Raw genomic sequence first — 20722 nt, 5'->3', positions numbered from 1 at the left:
TAAGCAGTGATGTCAGAACAAACATTTGCGTTTAGAATCATTATCGAGAAGCCGATGCCTGGCGTCCTCTATGGCTTGCAGCAAGGCAACGGGAACAGCTACGAAACTCTTCAGCCGCAAATGGCGGGCTCCGGCAATCTGCGGTTCGATTTATCGCTACCAGTCAGAACGGATAAAGCTGGCCACCTGGTTTTGCACGGCTCCCTTGTTCAGGGGCCACCCAAGCAAAGATTCGTTTATCTGGACATTGGCAGTTACGCCGGACAAGAAGGTGCCCCGGTTAGCGGACGGCTGAAAGTTCCGCTCCCGGAGATTACTGACGATAGGGCTCAGGCGGCTCGTGAAGACAGTCGGTTTTTAACTATAATTTCAGGCACGAAGGAGAAAGATGGCAAGCCAGCTATGGGCACTGTTAATCCATTCGCCGGTTGGAAACTAGAGCAGAGATAAGCTTGTAAGGAACAATAGGGGCAATAAAATACTACTAGAAAATAGTGAGCTGAAGGCACTTTATTCTCAGTTCACATTAAGTTCGTTCTATTCGAATTAGATGCAGCATCGTTTTTCTACGCAAAGACTTGTATTGGATTTAGTAACGGAGCGTGATCATGAGTTTATCCGCACGATTGTCAACTCCGAAGGATGGCTCCAGTTTATTGGTGATAGAAACGTCCATTCAACGGAAGAGTCGATTGCCTACATTAAGCGGATCACGGACACACCCGATTTCTTTTATTGGGTAGTGAGATTAAAGGACGGCAATACACCGATTGGTATCGTATCCTTCTTAAAACGTAGCTACCTGGATCATTTCGATATTGGCTTTGCTCTCCTGCCCGATTTTATGGGGCTTGGCTATGCCTGCGAAGCCGCTGAAATCGTATTATCTGCTGCCAGGGCGAACCACGCCCCTATCTTTGCCACTGTAATGCCGCAAAATGGCAGCTCAATCCGGTTGCTGACCAAACTCGGTTTTCACTTTGATCAGGCGATTGATGTGCAGAACCTGAAGCTGCACGTTTACAGCGATGCGTAGAGACTATAAATTGTGTATAAATAGCTGACCCGCTGCCCTGCTACGTATTATTCAGGCTTTCAGCGCTTTTCATAACAACACCAGCAAACTACCCGGTAAGATTCGGACATCAATCTGGCCAGAAGGCAACGTAATGGGTTCACCGTCGGCGTGAATACGTAGTGGCCCCTCGGCTTGTACCGTTGCTCTGGTAACCGAACGCCCGCGCCAGTAAGGCGACTGGTTAAGCGTTTTGTTAAACAGTCGCCAGGTTAGCATACCCGCCACTTGTGCCGGAAAAGGCCGGATCTCACACTGCTCTAACCGCCCATCGGCAATATTGGCCGTAGGGGCCATCCAGGCATTGTTCCCAAACTGACCTGCATTGGCAAAGGTTAAGGAAAATAAAGTTTTCTTTTCACCATCCACTACAAACTGCTCGGGTCGGTACCGCCAGAACGCCTGAAACGCCGTCTGGACGTAAGTGGGCAAACCGCGGACCGGCTGCTGCGCAAAGGCATGCGCTACGTACGCTTCAAAGCCTAGCCCAGCCGTACAGAAAAAGGGATACTCGTTGATCTCAGCGCTGTCAATGACCACTGGACGGCCGTTTAGCCCTTTCTCAATGGCCTTTATGGGATGTAACGGAACGCCGAGGTGACGAGCCAGGCCGTTTCCCGACCCAATTGGAACAATACCCAGGGCGGTAGATGATCGACGTAACGCCTGGGCGCTCTCGTTGATGGTGCCGTCACCACCAATCGCCAGCACCCGGCTTACCCCCTGCTCAACGGCCTGCGTGGCCAGTTCTGTAGCATGTCCGGGATACGTAGTAAAAACGGCTTCGGCATCAAAACCGATAGCCTCCGCCCGACGCAGGAACGTATCCCGTAAACCGGTTTTCTGCTGGAGAGAAATAGTACCCGACAAGGGGTTAATAATGGCCAGAACGGCCGAACGATTAGCCACTCAGGAGAAGAAGATAAAAAGTACGATAATGAACACAACGATAAAGACATAGTACCAACCATCCGAAAAGATATACGGCTTGTACTCGTTGTAAAACTTTCTAATCTTACTCATGAAAGCACGCTGATATTAACGTAGCAAAGGTAACGAAAATCACCCGGACCGTATCAGCATCTGTCCCTTACAGGGCCTGCCCCCCATTTACGGCCAGAACGTGCCCATTCACAAATGAGGCTTCTTCCGAAGCTAGGTACAGATACGCATAGGCAATGTCTTCGGGCTTGCCGATACGTCGGGTCGGAATGGTAGCTACAGCCTGGTTTCGCACTTCTTCGGGCATAGCGTCTGTCATGGCCGTTTGAATGAATCCGGGTGCCACGGCGTTAGCCGTTATGCCTTTAGGCCCTAATTCTTTAGCCCACGAACGTACCATGCCGATAATACCCGCCTTAGCCGCTGCGTAATTCGTCTGACCAAACGCGCCGTGAACGCCATTGATCGACGACGTACAGATGATACGTCCGTATTTTTGTTCGACCATATAAGGCGCAATGACTTTCGTACAGTTGAAGACGCCGGTCAGATTCACATCGATCACCTGCTGCCATTCCAGAAACGACATTTTCAGCAGCGTCTTGTCGCGGGTAATCCCGGCGTTGTTTATGAGAATGTCGATCCGGCCATGACGCTCGTGAACGTCGCGGGCAGCCGCTTCGATGCCGGGTACATCGGTTGTGCTTACCCTCATGAATTCGCAGGAAAACCCCTGATCACGTAACGCCTGCGTGGTGGCTTCGCCTTCGTCGAGCAAATCCCAAATGATAACGGTCGCTCCTTCGCGGCAGAATACCTCAGCGGCTCCCCGCCCGATGCCACGGGCGGCTCCGGTAATGATGGCAACACGGTTTTGTAGTCTCATACGTCAATGACAAACTTTATCGATCCACAAAGTACGCGCTAATTACAAACATTCGTCGGCAACACTCATTTCTCTTACCGAATGACTACATTCGATCACGAATTAATAACGGACTAATCGAGCATGAACCAGTTTTTCCTTGTTGCTTTTCTTAGCCTATTCACTTTACCCGCGTTGAGTCAGCAAGCCACCGACCGTCGGGATATTCTGTTGATTTTAAAACGCCAGACTGAAGATTGGAATGCGGGCCGCGTCGATAAATTTATGAACGGCTACTGGCAGTCAGACTCGCTGACCTTTGTCGGTAAAGTGGGCATTACGTACGGTTATCAGGCCACACTGGCCAATTATAAAAAGCGCTACCCGGACCGGGCCTCAATGGGAACGCTTAAGTTTGATATTCTGCAACTAGACTTCCCTGCTTCCGATGTTGCGTACGTCATTGGCCGCTGGCACTTGACCCGCCCCAAAGTTGGCGATGCAGGCGGACATTTCACCCTACTCTGGCGCAAAATCAACAAACGCTGGGTAATCGTCAGCGATCACAGTAGTTAAAGAGTGAAAGAGCGAATGAGTGATTTGTAGCCGCTCATTCACTCTTTCACTCGTTTATTCTTTCACCATCTCTGTAATCTTCGGCTCTTTGGCCGACAGGCGTTCACGAAGTTCGGTAACCGGTTTTTCGAAGAATTTGAACAGCAGCGTAGACAAGATCAGTACCAGCGCCCAGAACAAACCGACTTTGAGCCAGCCAACCGTCAACGAAGTGGTCGGAATACGCTCAATAAAATTGATCATGATCGGCGTTAAGTTCAGCAGGTACATCGAGTACGAAATCAGGCTGATGTGCGTAATAACCTGCGCAATGTTGAACTTCGCCCAGCCGCCCTGTGCGGTGCGCCATCCGTCCATGTACGGCAGCAATAAGGTCATACTTAATCCAATAACGGTAAAATACACGGTCCGTTTGTAGAACACATAGGCCGGGTATACACCCGCGTCGACGTAAAACTTCAGGATAACGATTGAAGCCGTAAACGCGGCAATTCCCGTCAGGATCAATCCCGCAATCAGCATTCGGCGACGTAATCGGCTGTTTGTCCACAGCGACGGATAATACTGCTTGCCATAAGCCGCCAGAACGCCGTAGGAAATAGCATCCAGTCGGGTGGTCACGATGCCCCGGAAACCGAGTTCACCCGCCGAAATTGGCGCCGACACGGCCATAATCAGCCGATAAGCGTTCGTTCCGATAATTACGAACAGAATGGTTGCCAGAACGATACGTTGTCGGGGCCACTGCGTCGGCAGCAGGCTGTGCATCGCCCAAAGCAGCAAAGGCAACGTAATGTATGACCACTCTTCAATGGCCAGACTCCAGGTTTCGGGAAAGAAATCAGGAACGTAACTGGCGAAATTTTGCAGGAAAACGAAGTACTTGAGCAACGTACTTTTTTCAGGTAGCGTATGATGCAGCCCACTCCGCCAGGCCCTTGCCAGCGAGAACACAATCAGTCCGGACAGCACCAGATAGTAGTTTGGAAGGGTACGAAACCAGCGCCGTGTCCAGAAATTAAGCAGTAAACCACCATCAAACCGACCACGCTTCTCGTAGGATCGAATCAGGATTCCTCCGATCAGAAAGCCACTCAGAACAAAAAATAACTCGACTCCATCGGGCATCAGGTGATGCCAGAATCCTCCGCTATAATACTCTTTCAGGGCAATGGTGGCGTGCGCGTCTACAACAATGAGTATGGCAGCCGCCCGCATTACATCCAGCCCAAACACCCGCTTTGTCGACGACGTATCGAGCGAAAATAACTTAGTAAGCATAGTCAACTGCGAAGGTATAACGGAATGGATAATCTATAATGAACAATCCTGATAATGATTTGCGGGTTCATGCCGAACTTTGCCGCAGAAGCTTATCCTATAACGATACCTGATTTACTCTATATGGAATTTGGATTAAACGCCGTTCATCATTACTCGTTCCGCTTTTCGCAAGCCGATGTAATTGACTTTGCCCGCGTTACGGGCGATAACAATCCGCTGCACCTTGATGCTGATTTTGCGGCCCAAACGCCTTTCAAACGGCCTATTATTCACGGTATGTTGGGAGCCAGCGTATTCACAAAAGTCTTGGGAACGGAATTCCCGGGCTATGGCTCCGTCTACTTAGGGCAGACGCTGGAGTTTTTGCGACCCATGTTTGTAGATGCGGACTATGAAGCTACGTTCACCGTTAAAGCTGTAAATCCGGACAAACACTCCGCTGAAATTCTGTGTGAAATCCGCGATGTGCAGACGAAGAAGGTCACCACAAAAGGTTTTGCTACGCTTATGCACCGCGAAAAAATATAGGTACGGCAACGTAACGCAGATACGTACTACGGTAAAAAAGCCCCTGCACAAGGTCTATCCTCGTGCAGGGGCTTCTTATAAGTAATCGGCCGGAGAGACCGTTTAGTTACGCTTTCTCGGCATTGTTCTTGGTGTCCTGAACTTCCGAGCGAATGGCTTGCGCCAGCGTCTTTAAATCCTGCATTCCTTTGCGAACGCGGGTACCGGCGGCTTGGTTATTTTTTTCGTAGAACTTCTCGAAATCGCCTTCCAGCGACATAACCAAATTCTTTACTTCATCGAAGCGTGCCATAGCGATACGTATGGGTTTAAGTGTGAAAAAGCCTTAATTCCGCTAGAAACGCGGTTTTCGGCTGAAATTTACTCATTCTACCATACAGCGCAATAGGCCGAACAAAAAAATAAGTGAAAAATGCAATTTTTTTCAAAAAACCTTACTCACTGGCTGCTTCGGCCGATACTTCCAGCGTTTCTGGGGCTATAGGGGCTATATTTTGCCGGTAATCGCCGTCCTTCAACTTTTTCCCCATTTGTGAAAACGCGTTCAGTGTATACTCTACATCTTCCAGCGAGTGAGCGGCCGTTGGAATGATACGTAACATGATCGTTCCTTTAGGTACAACAGGGTACACAACAATGGAGCAGAAGACGCCCATGTTCTCACGCAGATCTTTCGTCAACGTTGCTACCTCAGCTACACCGCCATCAATATGATGCAGGAATACCGGCGTAACGGGCGATTGGGTATCACCGATGTCGAAGCCGCGCTCGCGCAGACCACTTTGCAAGGCCCGAACATTCGTCCATAGCTTATCCCGATATTCGGATGAATTACGGATCATATCCAGCCGCTTCAGCCCGCCCACTACGTAAGGCATTGGGAGCGCTTTAGCGTAGGTCTGCGACCGCATGTTATACTTCAGATACATGATGATGTCATGATCGGCCGCAATGAACGCGCCAATAGCCGCCATCGACTTCGCGAAGGTAGAGAAATACAGGTCGATACCTTCCTGGCACTTGAGCATTTCGCCAACACCAGCACCCGTTTCACCCATCGTACCGAATCCGTGCGCGTCGTCGACCAGCAGCCGGAATTCGTATTTCTCTTTAAACGCAACAATCTGGTCGAGGCTGCCAACTTTACCCGACATGCCAAATACGCCTTCGGTAATCACAAGAATGCTGCCTCCCTTTTCGGCCGCTTTCTTGGTCGCACGCTGGAGATTTTTTTCCAGGCTGGCCATGTCGTTATGGTTAAACTTGTAGTATTCGCCCATTTTGGCTTTGTGCAGCCGGATACCGTCGATCAGGCAGGCGTGGCACTCGGCATCGTAAACAATCACATCGCGGTGATCGACTACGGCTTCAATGGCCGACATAACCCCCTGATACCCATAATTAAGCAGGAAGGCGTCTTCCTTGCCAACGAACTGGGCCAGCTCTTGCTCAAACTGTTCGTGGAGTGTGCTGTTCCCCGACATCATCCGGGCCCCCATCGGATACGCTAATCCCCAGTCTTTGGCCGCTTCCGAATCGACTTTGCGAACCTCGGGGTGGTTGGCTAATCCAAGATAGTTGTTGAGGCTCCAGTTAAGTACTTCTTTACCCCGGAAACGCATACGTGGCCCCAGTTCACCCTCGAGCTTAGGAAAGGCGAAATAGTGGTGACCGTTGAACTCCCGTGCTGGTGAACCAATAGGACCTAAGTTGGTGCGCAGTTTCTCAAATAAATCCACTTTTTGCTATTGTTTATCAGGCGAAACCCTTGTTTTTTACGTGGTAAGTGCAAAAATACGCTTATCTTTTGGTAGGACAAACGTATCGCGTAAAATTCAATTTCATAATCGTTTTGCAACAAAGTCGTAATATTGATTATTACTTGGTATTCCTGCTTGCCTGATGCGTATGTCTCAGCCAACAATCTTAACAGAATGCCTGTACTGCCTACTGATTTCTCAATGACTATCAACAAGCTATTAATTGCGAACCGGGGCGAAATTGCGCTGCGGATCATGCGGACAGCCCGCGAAATGGGTATCAAAACCGTAGCCATCTATTCGGAAGCCGACCGGAACGCCTTACACGTTCGCTATGCCGACGAAGCCGTCTGCGTCGGTCCAGCTCCTTCGTCAGAGTCGTATCTGAAAGCCGACGTACTGATCGATGTCTGCAAACGTTTACATGTCGATGCCATTCATCCGGGCTACGGATTTTTATCCGAAAATGCCAACTTCGCCCGCATGGTCCGCGAGGCTGGCCTGCTGTTCGTCGGTCCCTCACCCGAATCCATTGAGGTCATGGGCAGTAAGCTGGCAGCCAAAGCGGCCGTGGCGAACTACAATATTCCGATGGTGCCGGGCACGCCTTCGGCCATTACCGACCGAACTGAGGCCAAAGCCATATCGGCGCAGATTGGTTATCCGATTCTGATTAAAGCCAGTGCCGGGGGTGGTGGTAAAGGGATGCGTATTGTTGAGCAGGAGACTGATTTCGACGAGCAGATGGACCGCGCCGTTAGCGAAGCGCTATCGGCTTTTGGCGATGGCTCTGTTTTTATCGAAAAGTACGTCACCTCACCCCGGCACGTCGAAATTCAGGTTCTGGGCGATCAGCACGGCAATATTATTCATCTTTTCGAGCGCGAATGTTCCGTGCAGCGCCGACATCAGAAAGTAGTGGAAGAAGCGCCTTCGGCCATTCTGACGCCAGAGATCCGGGCCGCTATGGGACAGGCGGCCGTGGACGTAGCACGCGCCTGCGGGTACTATGGAGCAGGCACCGTTGAGTTCATCGTCAACGATAAGCTTGATTTCTATTTTCTGGAGATGAATACGCGGCTTCAGGTAGAACATCCCGTTACGGAGCAGATCACGGGCGTTGATCTGGTGAAGCAAATGATCTACATCGCCGAGGGCAAACCGCTGACCATTAAGCAGGACGATTTGCAGATCAAAGGCCACGCTGTAGAAGTTCGCGTGTACGCCGAAGACCCCGCCAATAATTTTTTGCCCGACGTCGGGACATTGGATACGTATATTCGTCCGCAAGGCAACGGCGTTCGGGTAGACGATGGTTTCGAGCAGGGGATGGCCATTCCAATCTATTACGACCCGATGATTGCCAAGCTCATTACGTATGGCGACAGCCGGCAAGAGGCCATCCAGAAAATGATACGTGCGATCGACGAGTACCAGATTTCGGGCGTACAGACAACCCTTCCCTTCTGCCGGTTCGTGATGGAGCACGAAGCCTTTCGGTCCGGACAATTTGATACCGGTTTCGTAGGCAAATATTTTACGCCGGATAAACTCGCTCCACAGCCCAATGCTGGCGAAACGGAGATAGCGGCCGTTCTAGCAGCCTATTTGTTTGAGACGAACAAGCCAAAGACGAACGGTGCAACAACGCAGGTAGCACAACAGAAAAGCAAATGGAAAGAAAGACGATTCAGTTGATACGTTGCTGTTATGCAAATCATTGAAACTCAATATGCGACTCTCAAAGCGCTCAGACACGCTGTAATAGAATTTATTCAGACAGAATGCCTGGTGCGAAATGTATCGGTTTCGACTACAATCGAAGCGAAGTTGAGGATAACCGGAGATGATGCTCTTGAACGTTTGGGGAGCGTTTTCAGACCGATTTAACGGGCCTCAACTTTTGTGACTACTTTGTCCCTGAAGGAGACTACCTTAGCACTCTTCTGGGTCAGTACCTAATCATTTATCCTGTCCTGTATCTGATCTATCCATTTAGGGCGCTTTGTGACCTGAATGGAGCAAATCAGTTATTTCACGATTACAACCATATGCGGACTTTCCGCAAAAGCAAAGAGTTGACGGTCGGTGATCTGATCGTATCGGCTTTGGTGGGTACGTTTACGTTACGTAGTTCAGTACATCTTTGTCTGAAACAGTAGATCCACAGTTCTACTAAACCGCTGGTAGTGGCTCAGTTTGAAAACATTGTAATGCCTTTACTTGTAGCACTGGTTCAGCTTTTGCTGATTACAGTAGACATCCTAATTTATTATGTTTTACCCAACCCTTTAAAGAAATGGTTCTGGCTGCTCCATGCCGCTATATGCTTCGTGGCGGTAGTCGGTAACATTTTAGAAAGGGGCTGGGGTAAAGCTTTGTGTTTATCTATATGGATGAGCCTGTTTCTTATCCTTTGGTATCGGCAAAAGATTTCAAACTGAGACACTACCAAACCGCTATATGTAGAGAGACAGATAATCAAAAACGGCGACGCCATTACGTAATAGCGTCGCCGTTTGTCGTCTTATTTAGTGTCCTGACTGAGTTACAGAAAACTCCGAATTTTCTCGGCGGTTGCCGCAAGCTCGTCCTGGCTTGGCTTCATCTTGTTGTTGAAATTCATATCGGCCATCGAGTTGAGCGGAATCAGGTGCACGTGCGCATGGGGAACCTCTAAGCCCACAACGGCGATACCGATACGTTGGCAGGGCACCGCCTTTTCAACGGCCGTCCCCACTTTTTTGGCAAACGCCATCAAGCCGACGTACAGCTCGTCGTCCAGATCAAAGATGTAGTCTACTTCTTTCTTAGGAATTACAAGCGTGTGTCCCGTAGTCGTCGGCATTATATCCAGAAACGCGAAATAGTCGTCCGTTTCGGCGATTTTATACGACGGAATCTCACCAGCAACGATACGCGAGAAGATAGAAGGCATAGTTTAGCGAGCTATTTCGACTACTTCAAACTCCATAACCCCGGCGGGTACTTTGATTTCGGCAACGTCGCCAACCTTCTTGCCTAACAGACCTTTGCCGATGGGCGAACCGACTGAGATCCGGCCCGCTTTCAGGTCAGCTTCTTCTTCCGAAACCAGTGTATAATTCATTTCGGCACCGTTCTTTTTATTTTTGATCTTCACCTTCGACAGTACCGATACCTGCGACGTATCAATGGTCGACTCGTCGAGAATACGGGCGTTGGCCAGCACTTCTTCGAGCTTCGAGATTTTCAATTCATGCAGGCCCTGCGCATCCTTGGCAGCATCGTACTCGGCATTTTCGCTCAAGTCGCCTTTATCACGAGCTTCGGCAATCTGGCGGGCAATTTCGGCCCGACCTTTTGTTTTCAGCTCACTTAGTTCAGCTTTGAGCCGGTTAAGTCCTTCTTCGGTGTAATATGAAATTTTTCCCATAATACTTACTAATTCGTTTTTCACATTGGTTTTGAGCGCTCCTTAAAAACAAAAAAACGGTACACCGACCGTTCTGCAACCAAATTGGTTTTCTTTGCAGCCGCGTCAGTGTCGCCGACGAATTACCGTAGCGAGCGGTTTAGGGGTATGATAATTTGCTCGTCGCATAGGCAGAGCCATTTTTCGGTCGATCATAAGCTGACGCGACGTATTCGGAGCAACACGTCTTCGAGACAAAAATAGAAATACTTCCCGGCTATTTCAATACGTAGCTGATTTGCTCATAAAAAACCGATTTATTGATTCATGCCGCAACCGCTTCGCATCGTCTTCATGGGTACCCCCGATTTTGCCGTCGCCAGTCTGCAACGACTGCTCGGAGCAGGCTGTAATGTTGTTGCCGTTGTAACGGCTCCCGACCGGCCTTCAGGGCGTGGATTACAGTTGTTGCCTTCACCCGTAAAAAAAGCGGCTGAAGCGGCTAACTTACCTGTCCTTCAACCCGAAAAGTTACGTGATCCAGCGTTTCTGGAGCAACTCGCCAGCTTCGAAGCCGACCTGCAGGTAGTGGTTGCCTTCCGGATGCTTCCGGAGGTCGTCTGGGCTCTGCCTACCATCGGCACGTTCAATTTGCATGGTTCATTATTACCGCAATACCGGGGGGCGGCTCCCATCAACTGGGCCATCATTAACGGAGAGACCGAAACTGGTGTCACTACGTTCTTTATCGAAAAAGAGATTGATACAGGCCAGATGATATTCCAGGATCACGAGCCCATCTACCCCAACGATACGGCCGGTACGGTACACGATCGGCTGATGGAACGGGGTGCCGATCTGGTTTTGAAAACCGTCCGGGCTATTGAAGCAGGAGATTACCCACGCATTCCGCAGCCAGCCGCCGACGATCTGAAACCAGCGCCTAAACTAAACCGGGAGACTACCGAAATCAACTGGAACCAGTCGGCTCATGTTATCCGTAACTTCGTACGAGGCTTATCGCCCTACCCGGCCGCCTGGACCACAATCAACGGTAAGTTTTTCAAGATCTATAGTGTGTCATTGGCTAATGAATCGCCTTTTGCCGCCGAAGTGGGTGAAGCGTTTACGGATATTAAAAAGACAATCCTGATTAAAGCGGCCGATGGTTGGCTGTCAGTTGATCAGTTACAGGCCGAAGGCAAACGACGCATGACCACCGAGGAGTTTTTACGGGGTAACCGGCTTTAAAAAAACGGGTGAGTTAGCGTTGCCAACTCACCCGAACCCTTTTCACCTTGACAATTCCTTACCCCTATGAAAGTGTACTTACTTCTTTTTATGCTCTGCCTTACCTGGACAGGCACACAGGCGCAAACCGAAACCTATGCCGAGAAATTAGGTTTTCCAAAAGGCAAAAAAGTCGTCATATTCCACGTAGACGACGCTGGTATGAGCTACGAATCGAACGTCGGCACGATCAATGCGCTTGACAAAGGCATTGCCAGTTCAACCAGCGTGATGATGCCCTGCAGCTGGGTGCCCCAATTTTTCGAGTACGTAAAGCAGCATCCCAATCTGGACGCGGGTGTTCATCTGACGCTGACGTCGGAGTGGAATGGGTACCGGTGGTCACCTCTGGTCGGTCGGGATAAGGCACCGGGTCTTTACGATGAGCAGGGAGCTTTCTGGCACTCGGTAGAGCAGGTTGTTCAGCACGCATCGCCTGCTGACGTAGATGCCGAGATTCGGGCGCAGTTGGCACGCTATCGCGCGTTCGGCCTACAGCCCACGCACATAGATTCGCACATGGGAACGCTCTTCCAGCCTAAGTTTATGCCGATCTACGTTAAACTCGCCCTTGAAGAGAAAATACCAATTCTGTTTCCCGGCGGTCACGCTTCCCTAATTGCGAAGGCCAATAACATACCAACTAGTCAGCAGCAGTTGCTGAAACAGGTTGGTCAGCAACTGTGGGATGCGGGGTTGCCCGTCCTGGATGACCTCGACGGCACCAGCTACGGCTGGACACCATCCGCTGGCACGGCCACTACCGACGGAAGTTTACAGACGTACAAAACCCAAAAATTTATCGAGCTCTTGAAATCAGCTCAACCTGGTCTGACGTACGTTATTATGCACTGCACCGCACCGACGCCAACTTTCGACCAAATCAGCGGCTCGGGCGTTACCCGTAAAGGGGATATGCTTGCGATGATGGACCCGGCGCTTAAAGCGTTCGTTGACAAAGAAGGCATTATTGTCACGACCTGGCGGGAGCTGACGGAACGACGCAAAAAGATAGGCAAGAGTGAATAAACGTTACGTCTTTCGCTTCTTTACGTATTCACTTAATTATCATGAAGATAAGCCTTATTTCAGCCGTTGCCCAAAACGGCATTATTGGCCGCAACAATGACTTGCCCTGGCACTTACCCGACGATTTTGCCTTTTTTAAGCGCAAAACAAGCCACCACCCAATCATTATGGGCCGGAAGTCGCTGGAAGCTTTAGGGAAGCCATTAAAGAACCGTACCAATATTGTTATCACCCGGAACAAGAGCTTTACGGCCGAAGGCATAGTGGTTGTGCACACGCTGGAAGACGCGCTTGCCCAGGCGAAAGCCGTGAACGAGGAGGAGATTTTTGTGATAGGTGGTTCAGAAATATACGCCATGGCCTTACCCGTCGCCACAACGCTTTACCTCACCGAAATTCATAAAGCGTATGAAGGCGACGCTTCGTTTCCGTCGTTCGACAGAGCGGATTGGCAGGAGGTTATCCGACAGCCTCACCCCGCTGATGATCGGCACGAAGCGGCCTTTGATTTCGTCGAGTATGAACGAAAAAGCGGCCAGTAGTTTGCTGGCCGCTTCGTGTTATTTATCCGAATCAAGAACCTTCTTTTTTTCTTTTTCGTATTCCTCTTTCGTCAAGATACCATCGTCTAACAACTTCTTAAGATCTCGCAACCGTATTGCTTTCGAACTAGATACCGACTGGTCATTGGCGAGAGGCATAGGAGTCACTGCTGGGGTATCTGCACCAGAAGCTGGAATAAGTTCGTAGGTTCGAAAAGGATCGTACTTCATTGTCCAAAGAAATGGAAACAATAGAAACAATCCACCAATAATAGCACCTGCATCGGCTTTTTCGTCTCTTGAAAACGACGTATTTAGTTGCTGGTAGCCTTCTTTCTCTAAACGAACATACGTAGTGGCTCCTACAATTTTTGTGTCGGTGTGGGTATAGGGTGTCGTGCCAACGTAAGCACTATTCAAATACACTTTTGCACCGCTCGGATTTGACTGGATCACGGTCGAACTGGCACAGCTTTCCAGCAGGATAAGAGCCGCAAGCGCCAGTGGAAGCAAGCGAATTTTAGAAGGCTTCATAAAGGTTTAGATAAACATATTTATGAGGCAAGTATATTGTTAAATGTGAGGAAATACAATAAACCTAAGCGGTTACATAGGTTAATAATTTTAACAATATATACTTCAAAATTACCCCTTCATGAATCGCACCAAGCCGACTTCCAGTAACAGGAAGCCTAAGGCAGCGATCAGGAAATACTTCCACAAACTTTTGCCCAGGTTCTCCTGCTCCAGCACCTGCACAAAGTCACCGTCCTGAATGCTGTCGAACACCTCAACGTTGGGCTGATTGGCAAAGGCGCGACGCAGTTCGTCGGCCGAATAGAAGTTCATCGCCGACTCCTGATTACCGTGGTTGAAGGCTAACAGCCGTTCAGTCTTCCCGTTGAGTTGCAACGCATAATAACCCGCTTCAACCTCCTGCCCGGCCGCTAACTCGTTGCTCTTGGGCATTTCCAGCACGAGCTGGTTACCCACGGTTCGCTGGATAGGAATGATCTCGAGTTTATCCCGCTTCAGTTTGTATACGGCTCGTTCAGAGGCATTACTGACCGGAACCGTTACTACGTTTTCGTCGAATGAATACGCCGTTCGCTGGGCCTTTACACTCAGAGCCGCCATCTTATACATGATCGGAACAAACAGCGCATGCTCGGCCAGATTTCCGTATTGAGAAGCCAGTGGATTAGCTAGTATGTACACGTTACCCTGATTACCGGCGCGCAGCTGAGTGAGCAATGGATTTCCGTCGCGCAGCGTCAGCAGGCGGTTACCTCCGTTCCACCGCCAGACGGGTGAAACACTGGGCATATTCAACGGCTCCGACTGATAACTCTGCTGGAACACATCCTGAAAAAACGGATTGCGTCGGTCAGGATCAGCCACGGGTATTTGGGCGGCTCCGGTAGCGGCTGCTGATGGTATAGTTTGTAGGCTGCCAATGCCCAGAGCACTCAGGAATGGCCCATACGACGCAACGTCAGGGGTAGCGGGCGGAATTACGGCCAGGCTCCCCCCCTGCCGTACAAACCGTTCCAGTTCACTACGCAACGTTCCGCTAATCTGATTTACGCCCTCCAGCACCACCAGATCCGTTTCTTTAAGCTGACCAACATCAAAGTTTTGAGCGCTGAAACTCCGCCGAACGAATAAACTATCGTTGGAGTAAACCGCATCGACATAATCTCGGGGTGCTTTCTGCTCGAACAGGTGCAGTACACGTACTGCCGGTGACGCTTCGATCACAAAGAAATACTGGTTGTCGAACGTAATGGGGTAATCTTCAAACACAATCCGGCCGCGGTGATAGCCTTTCGACGTTACGTTGAAATTCAGCGAGACGGTTGCCGACCCATCCGGCGGTAATGTAGCCGAAGCAGTGGATGTCTGCGTATCATCGAGATACAACCGTATAGGCAGGTTCTTAACGTTTTCGCGACCACCATTGCTTAGTTTAACATTCAGGCTGTTGTTCTGCATTTCCCGAATGAACGGCGTACTGAGCCAAACCGAATCGACGTACACGTTTTTTGTAGCCTGTGCCTCTAAGGGCACAATGAACAACCGATCAGTCGTATCGATCTGTAGCCGGGACAAGTCGCCAACTGTGCTCTTTTGAAAATCAGCAAACCAGAATAGCTGATTTCTCCCGCCGGGATTCAGGCTCGACAGCAGATTACGTTGCCGACGATATACGGTTTCGAGCGTTCGTGGCGTATGCGCAAACCGTATGGCCGTAACCCGATCACGTACTGATTCGGCCGTACCCGCCTGCTGTTCGGCCGCCGAAAAATCGTTGGTGAGTAATTGCAGGGACGTTGCGTTACGAAATAGCGTTAGCAGCTCGTCTAGTTTGCCCGTGGCAATATCGAGATAGCGCTTCTCGTTACGTTCGTTCTGCATACTGAACGAATTATCAACGTACAAGCTCGTCACCCCTTGCCGGGATAAACCCAGCTTGTTTTTGCTCGGCAGAAACGGTTGCGCAAACGCCAGGACCAGACAAGCCAGAAACAGGCACCGCGCGGCCAGAATTAACCAGTGCTTTAGGCGCCGAAACGATTTTGTTTCGGTTTGTACGGTCCGCAACAGCGCTACGTTGGTGAAAAACACCCGACGCGTCCGGCGAAAGTTAAACAAATGAATGGCAATGGGTACTGAAACAGCCAGCAGGCCAAACAAAAAGGACGGATATAAAAAACTCATTCAGCGGGTAGTAAATAGTCATTAAAGGTCATTATGGGCCATTTTGTGGTCATCCAACAGGTAGTATGGGCGCTGTAACGAATGACAAGTAATGACTTATGACGTTTTAATATAAACGCTTAAGCCGCGGCCTTTGGTTTATCGATGTTAGTTTAGTCAGGTATTTGAACCTCATAAAAAGCACGTTCATACTCTAATATATCGGCGTACGTAATAGAACTTGTTTCGTCGCCGACAGTTATAAACTCCTGCGTGGGCGTATGGCCTACTATCTGGTGAAATTCACGGAGGTAATCCCTGCGCGTTTCCGAGCGATCGGCCCAAACCGGACCGCTAAACGGATCATCTCCGCCCCGGGCCGGTGCTACCTCAAACAAAATCGGCTGAGTAGCCGAAGTCGTATACATCCGATTCAGCCCATTCGCCAATGCAGCCGTATCGTCCAGCGCCGATCCAATCGTTGATTTTCTTAAGCGTCGCTTACAGGCGGTCAACCAGTTGTTTGTTACACCAGCGTGGGTGAACAGGTAGTTTCTGGCCTGATACGCGATTTGAAACAACGACCGATTCTCGGTGAACAAGGTCGTTAGTTCCCGTTGCATGGACTGCCGGAACCCCGAGCAGCTATAATTCGGGTAGTGCATGTACTGGGCATCATGGTTGCCAATCAGAAGGACAACTTTTTCGGCATACCGTTGCTTTAGCTGAATAATCTGCTGCAAGTTATTGAGGATAACCCCGTCGTTAATTGAATGACTATCCACGTAATCACCCAGGAAAATAACCCGATCATAAGAAGCTACGTCGACGTGTACCCAGTCACTCCGCCCGTGAATATCGCTAATGGTAACAAGCTTCATGAAATTCAATTTTATGGCTTTATAAGGCTATAGTGCTTAAACAGGTCTGTCTAGAAAGATTTTTTAGACGTTGTATCAATACGCTGTACTGATTAGTGGTACTAAAGCCATTTCGCAAACTAGTTCAAGATAAGCGGACAGAGCGTTCTTACCAACATATATCTTCGCTTATCCATTTATCTCATTAAATACGGAAAGCCGCCCCTCGTGCCGTTCACTCAATCCATTCCGGCACCTATGCAGAGTGCATAAAAAAGCCCCCATCCGCTTTTGGCTTGATGGGGGCTGTATCAACTCCTGCTAATTTATAATGTCCGCTTTACTTCCTTCAGCTCGAAGCTTTCGATTACGTCGCCAACTTCAATGTCATTAAAGTTTTTGATGCTCAAGCCACACTCGTAGCCTGATCGAACTTCGTTTACATCATCTTTGAAGCGTTTCAGCGCGCTGATCTCACCGGTATGCACGACAATGAAGTCGCGGATAATCCGAATTTTGTTGTTCCGCTTCAAGAGGCCGTCGGTTACGTAGCAACCGGCTACGGTACCTACCTTACTGATTTTAAACACCTCGCGTACTTCAACGTTACCAACGACCACTTCCTCTACAGTCGGTGCCAACAGCCCCTCCATAGCGTCTTTCACTTCGTTGATGGCGTCGTAGATGATCGAGTAAAGTCGAATTTCGATCTGTTCCTGTTCAGCCAGACGGCGAGCGCTGGAGGACGGACGAACCTGGAAGCCAACAATAACCGCATCAGATGCAGAAGCCAGCAGAACATCCGATTCAGAAATCTGTCCCACCGCTTTGTGGATGATGTTCACCTGAACCTCTTCCGTCGAAAGCTGCAACAGCGAGTCAGACAACGCTTCGACAGAACCATCCACGTCACCTTTCACAATCACGTTCAGCTCTTTGAACGTACCAATCGCTTTGCGTCGGCCAATCTCTTCGAGCGTAATGTGCTTGCGAGTACGTAACGTTTGCTCACGGAGAAGCTGTTCACGCTTGTTGGCGATTTCACGGGCTTCCCGTTCGGTTTCCATTACGTTGAACTTATCACCCGCCTGCGGAGCGCCGGGCAAGCCCAGAATCTGTACAGGTGTCGATGGACCCGCTTCTTTAATGCGTTCGCCACGGTCATTAGTCATGGCCCGGATACGACCATAGTGCGCACCTACCAGCATAATGTCCCCCTGACGAAGCGTACCGTTTTCAACCAGTACCGTCGATACGTATCCACGGCCTTTGTCGAGCGAGGCTTCGATGACGGTACCCAGTGCCCGACGATCAGGATTTGCTTTCAGTTCGAGGAGTTCGGCTTCCAGCAAAACTTTCTCAAGCAGATCGTCAACGCCCATCCCGGACTTCGACGAAATTTCCTGGGCCTGATACTTACCACCCCATTCTTCAACCAGCATGTTCATCGCTGCCAGCTCTGTACGGATCTTTTCAGCGTCGGCACCTGGCTTATCAACTTTCGAGAACGCAAACACGATGGGCACACCCGCTACCTGAGCGTGGTTGATGGCCTCACGCGTTTGCGGCATAATGCTATCGTCAGCGGCAATCACAATGATTACTACGTCCGTTACTTTCGCACCCCGTGCCCGCATGGCCGTAAAGGCTTCGTGACCCGGTGTATCCAGGAACGTAATCATCCGATCGTCGTTGGTTTTTACGCTGTAGGCACCAATGTGCTGCGTAATCCCCCCGGCTTCACCAGCGGCTACTTTAGCCCGACGGATGTAGTCAAGCAACGACGTTTTACCGTGGTCAACGTGGCCCATGATCGTTACGATCGGTGCGCGTGGCTGGAGATCTTCAGGCTCATCGGCTTCAACGACAACGCCTGCTTCAGTTTCGTCTTCAGCCGAAATGAACTGAACATCGTAGCCAAATTCATCGGCAATGACGGTGATTGCTTCGGCGTCCAGCCGTTGGTTGATCGATACGAACATACCGAGGTTCAGACAGACCGAAATAACTTCGTTAATTGATACGTCCATCAACGAAGCCAGATCATTGGCTGATACAAACTCGGTTACTTTCAGGATCTTTGCTTCGAGTTCCTCCTGTTCGTTTAACAACCGGCGGTCTTCCTCCCGCTGGTTCCGGCGGTCACGTCGGCGATCAGCACCCCGATTGGGCTGGTTACCCTGCATTCGGGCGTTGGTCTGCTGGATTGCTTTCCGAACATCCGCCTGCGTTGGCGCTTCGCGACGGTTACCACCGCGATTGGCATTGTTGCCACCACCCCGGTTCTGGTTGTTACCAGCATTCCGGTTATTACCAGCGTTGTTCGCATTACCCTGACCACCGCGGTTGGCATTGTTATTACCACCTCCCTGGCCCTGATTCGGCGTATTGCCTCCAGCCCGGTTAGCGGGAGCCTGGTTACGGTCACCCTGGTTCTGCGGACGGTTTCCATCGCGCTGACCAGCCGTCTGATTCCGATCACCCTGCGGCCGGTCGCCCTGAACGCGGTTAGCTGGTCCACGGTCGTTCTGACCATCGCGTGGGCCACGATCATTACGCGGATTGTTACCGCCCTGACCTTGTGGCTGTCCACCCTGCTGATTCGGTTGGCCAGTGCCACCTACGGCACCTTCGCGACCTCCCCGGATGCGTTTCCGTTTCTTTTTATCGGCATTGCTTCCGCCACCACCTCCCTGACGGGGATTGTTGACGGGCAACTCAATCTTACCTAAAATTTTCAGTCCACCTAACTGGTGACTGCCCGCTGCCCGAATGGTTTCGGTTTGTTCGGCCGGCTCATCAGCGGATGCCGGAGAAGCCGGTTTAACCTCTGCGGCTTCAACCTTTGGCTGCGGCCGTTCGGCAGGATGATTCTCCTGACGGGGAGGCTTGTTTTCTACAGTCGTCGGATTAACAGCTGGCTTCGGTGCTTCAACCGCCGGAGCTGGTGAAGCTGCTTTAGGTGGTTCAGGCTGAACCGCTGGTTGCGGCTGCGCTGGCTTCGGTGTTTCAACCACTGGGGTCTCGGCCTTAAGCTGTACAGGCACCTCAGCCGGACGTGGTGTAGACGTAACAGGCTGTGCAGGTGCAGGTATTGATTTTGCTTCAACAGGCTCGGCAGGCGCTGGTTTTGGCGCTTCTACCGGAACTTGCGGAGCAACAGGCTTAGCAGTATCCGCAGGGGGCGTTTCCGCACCACTCGTAACAGCACGACTTTCGACAGGCTTAGCTGCTGGCGCTGGCTTCACCTCCTGAGGAGCTGGAGCCTTAGCTTCCGGAGCAGGCGCTGGTTTTGGCGCCGGCTTTGCGTTTAAATCAATCTTACCAATGACTTTCAAACCAGGAAGGCCTGTTTGAACATGTTGTGGAGATGGCTGCGGCTCGGTTGCAGGAGCCGCTTTCGGTGCGTCAACAGGGCCGGCAGATCGGCTCTGATCAGCTTTAGCGTCCACAATGGGACGACCTGCGTCATCACGACGGTACAAAATAACATCTTCCTCCTGACGACGCGGTGGCTCAGCGACCGCAACCGACGGTTCGGACCGGCGAGCTCCGTTCAGGAGTTCCGTAGATTTATACTCCTTCGCTAACACCTCCAACTGTTCCATGTTGAGTTTGGTGTTAGGGTTACTATCGACCTTAAACCCTTTGGCAGACAGACGACTCACAACCGAGGATGTCCCCGTGTTGAGAATTTTTGCCACTTGGCTTAGGCGCATTGACTTATCTTCTGCCATACGTTCGGTCTATATTCGGCAAATTTAATGGTTGTTGATATGGTATGAACAACAGTTAGTGCAATAAAAATCCCTTAATCAAGAGAATGGGTACTGAATAAAGTGAAATGAAGAACGAGGCTGTCCTTTATGTCTCTTCA

At 50.4% G+C, this 20722-nt stretch carries 19 protein-coding genes; 8 read left to right on the top strand and 11 right to left on the bottom strand.

Annotation, left to right across the window (positions count from 1 at the left end):
• Window positions 1-9: 9 nt before the first annotated feature.
• Window positions 10-450: a DUF5990 family protein gene (locus ACYVBJ_RS11490; RefSeq protein ID WP_460982444.1), complete on the top strand. Its 441-nt coding sequence runs from the start codon at window positions 10-12 to the stop codon at window positions 448-450.
• A gap of 133 nt (window positions 451-583) precedes the next feature.
• On the top strand, window positions 584-1036 hold the full coding sequence (locus ACYVBJ_RS11485; protein WP_460982443.1) for a GNAT family N-acetyltransferase: 453 nt from the start codon (window positions 584-586) through the stop codon (window positions 1034-1036).
• A 69-nt stretch (window positions 1037-1105) separates the two neighbouring features.
• Here the strand turns inward: ACYVBJ_RS11485 and ACYVBJ_RS11480 are convergent, their stop codons facing one another.
• Window positions 1106-1984 carry a diacylglycerol/lipid kinase family protein gene (locus ACYVBJ_RS11480; protein ID WP_460982442.1) on the bottom strand — a complete coding sequence of 293 codons (879 nt, stop codon included), beginning with the start codon at window positions 1982-1984 and terminating at the stop codon, window positions 1106-1108.
• 181 nt (window positions 1985-2165) lie between these two features.
• A complete protein-coding gene (fabG, locus tag ACYVBJ_RS11475) occupies window positions 2166-2903 on the bottom strand; it encodes a 3-oxoacyl-ACP reductase FabG (RefSeq protein WP_460982441.1) in 738 nt (245 codons plus the stop codon).
• A gap of 123 nt (window positions 2904-3026) precedes the next feature.
• Here fabG and ACYVBJ_RS11470 point away from each other — a divergent pair, with 123 nt between their 5' ends.
• Window positions 3027-3458 carry a YybH family protein gene (locus tag ACYVBJ_RS11470; protein ID WP_460982440.1) on the top strand — a complete coding sequence of 144 codons (432 nt, stop codon included), beginning with the start codon at window positions 3027-3029 and terminating at the stop codon, window positions 3456-3458.
• A gap of 54 nt (window positions 3459-3512) precedes the next feature.
• Here ACYVBJ_RS11470 and ACYVBJ_RS11465 read toward each other — a convergent pair whose 3' ends face one another.
• Entirely contained in the window at window positions 3513-4739 is a 1227-nt protein-coding gene (locus ACYVBJ_RS11465) for an acyltransferase family protein (RefSeq protein WP_460982439.1), read from the bottom strand.
• A 123-nt stretch (window positions 4740-4862) separates the two neighbouring features.
• Here ACYVBJ_RS11465 and ACYVBJ_RS11460 point away from each other — a divergent pair, with 123 nt between their 5' ends.
• Entirely contained in the window at window positions 4863-5270 is a 408-nt protein-coding gene (locus ACYVBJ_RS11460) for a MaoC family dehydratase (protein WP_460982438.1), read from the top strand.
• 106 nt (window positions 5271-5376) lie between these two features.
• On the opposite strand, the gene ACYVBJ_RS11455 is transcribed toward ACYVBJ_RS11460, so the two are convergent.
• Complete coding sequence (locus ACYVBJ_RS11455; RefSeq protein ID WP_162386436.1) at window positions 5377-5562, bottom strand: histone H1; 186 nt, start codon at window positions 5560-5562, stop codon at window positions 5377-5379.
• A gap of 142 nt (window positions 5563-5704) precedes the next feature.
• Window positions 5705-7009: an aminotransferase class I/II-fold pyridoxal phosphate-dependent enzyme gene (locus tag ACYVBJ_RS11450; protein ID WP_460982437.1), complete on the bottom strand. Its 1305-nt coding sequence runs from the start codon at window positions 7007-7009 to the stop codon at window positions 5705-5707.
• A 222-nt stretch (window positions 7010-7231) separates the two neighbouring features.
• Here ACYVBJ_RS11450 and accC point away from each other — a divergent pair, with 222 nt between their 5' ends.
• On the top strand, window positions 7232-8728 hold the full coding sequence (accC, locus tag ACYVBJ_RS11445; protein WP_460982436.1) for an acetyl-CoA carboxylase biotin carboxylase subunit: 1497 nt from the start codon (window positions 7232-7234) through the stop codon (window positions 8726-8728).
• An 850-nt stretch (window positions 8729-9578) separates the two neighbouring features.
• Here accC and ACYVBJ_RS11440 read toward each other — a convergent pair.
• Together ACYVBJ_RS11440 and greA are read right to left on the bottom strand one after the other, a co-directional pair.
• Window positions 9579-9968: an HIT family protein gene (locus ACYVBJ_RS11440; RefSeq protein WP_460982435.1), complete on the bottom strand. Its 390-nt coding sequence runs from the start codon at window positions 9966-9968 to the stop codon at window positions 9579-9581.
• A 3-nt stretch (window positions 9969-9971) separates the two neighbouring features.
• A complete protein-coding gene (gene greA, locus ACYVBJ_RS11435; protein ID WP_460982434.1) occupies window positions 9972-10445 on the bottom strand; it encodes a transcription elongation factor GreA in 474 nt (157 codons plus the stop codon).
• A 306-nt stretch (window positions 10446-10751) separates the two neighbouring features.
• Here greA and fmt point away from each other — a divergent pair, with 306 nt between their 5' ends.
• The 3 genes from fmt (at window position 10752) to ACYVBJ_RS11420 (ending at window position 13285) form a co-directional block, all read left to right on the top strand.
• Window positions 10752-11675: a methionyl-tRNA formyltransferase gene (fmt, locus tag ACYVBJ_RS11430; RefSeq protein WP_460982433.1), complete on the top strand. Its 924-nt coding sequence runs from the start codon at window positions 10752-10754 to the stop codon at window positions 11673-11675.
• Between the two features lie 66 nt (window positions 11676-11741).
• Window positions 11742-12743 carry a polysaccharide deacetylase family protein gene (locus tag ACYVBJ_RS11425; protein ID WP_460982432.1) on the top strand — a complete coding sequence of 334 codons (1002 nt, stop codon included), beginning with the start codon at window positions 11742-11744 and terminating at the stop codon, window positions 12741-12743.
• A 41-nt stretch (window positions 12744-12784) separates the two neighbouring features.
• The gene (locus tag ACYVBJ_RS11420; RefSeq protein WP_460982431.1) at window positions 12785-13285 is read left to right on the top strand and encodes a dihydrofolate reductase; all 501 of its coding nucleotides are present in this window, start codon (window positions 12785-12787) and stop codon (window positions 13283-13285) included.
• An 18-nt stretch (window positions 13286-13303) separates the two neighbouring features.
• Here the strand turns inward: ACYVBJ_RS11420 and ACYVBJ_RS11415 are convergent, their stop codons facing one another.
• The 4 genes from ACYVBJ_RS11415 to infB form a co-directional block, all read right to left on the bottom strand.
• On the bottom strand, window positions 13304-13819 hold the full coding sequence (locus tag ACYVBJ_RS11415) for a PEGA domain-containing protein (protein ID WP_460982430.1): 516 nt from the start codon (window positions 13817-13819) through the stop codon (window positions 13304-13306).
• A gap of 111 nt (window positions 13820-13930) precedes the next feature.
• A complete protein-coding gene (locus ACYVBJ_RS11410) occupies window positions 13931-16006 on the bottom strand; it encodes a BatA domain-containing protein (RefSeq protein WP_460982429.1) in 2076 nt (691 codons plus the stop codon).
• 152 nt (window positions 16007-16158) lie between these two features.
• Window positions 16159-16866 carry a metallophosphoesterase gene (locus ACYVBJ_RS11405; protein WP_460982428.1) on the bottom strand — a complete coding sequence of 236 codons (708 nt, stop codon included), beginning with the start codon at window positions 16864-16866 and terminating at the stop codon, window positions 16159-16161.
• 305 nt (window positions 16867-17171) lie between these two features.
• Window positions 17172-20582 carry a translation initiation factor IF-2 gene (gene infB / locus ACYVBJ_RS11400; protein ID WP_460982427.1) on the bottom strand — a complete coding sequence of 1137 codons (3411 nt, stop codon included), beginning with the start codon at window positions 20580-20582 and terminating at the stop codon, window positions 17172-17174.
• Window positions 20583-20722: the final 140 nt, after the last annotated feature.

The organism is Spirosoma fluminis, from assembly GCF_054778895.1.
The sequence above is the reverse complement of the archived record's forward strand: the minus strand, read 5'-3'. Positions and strand labels throughout refer to the sequence as shown.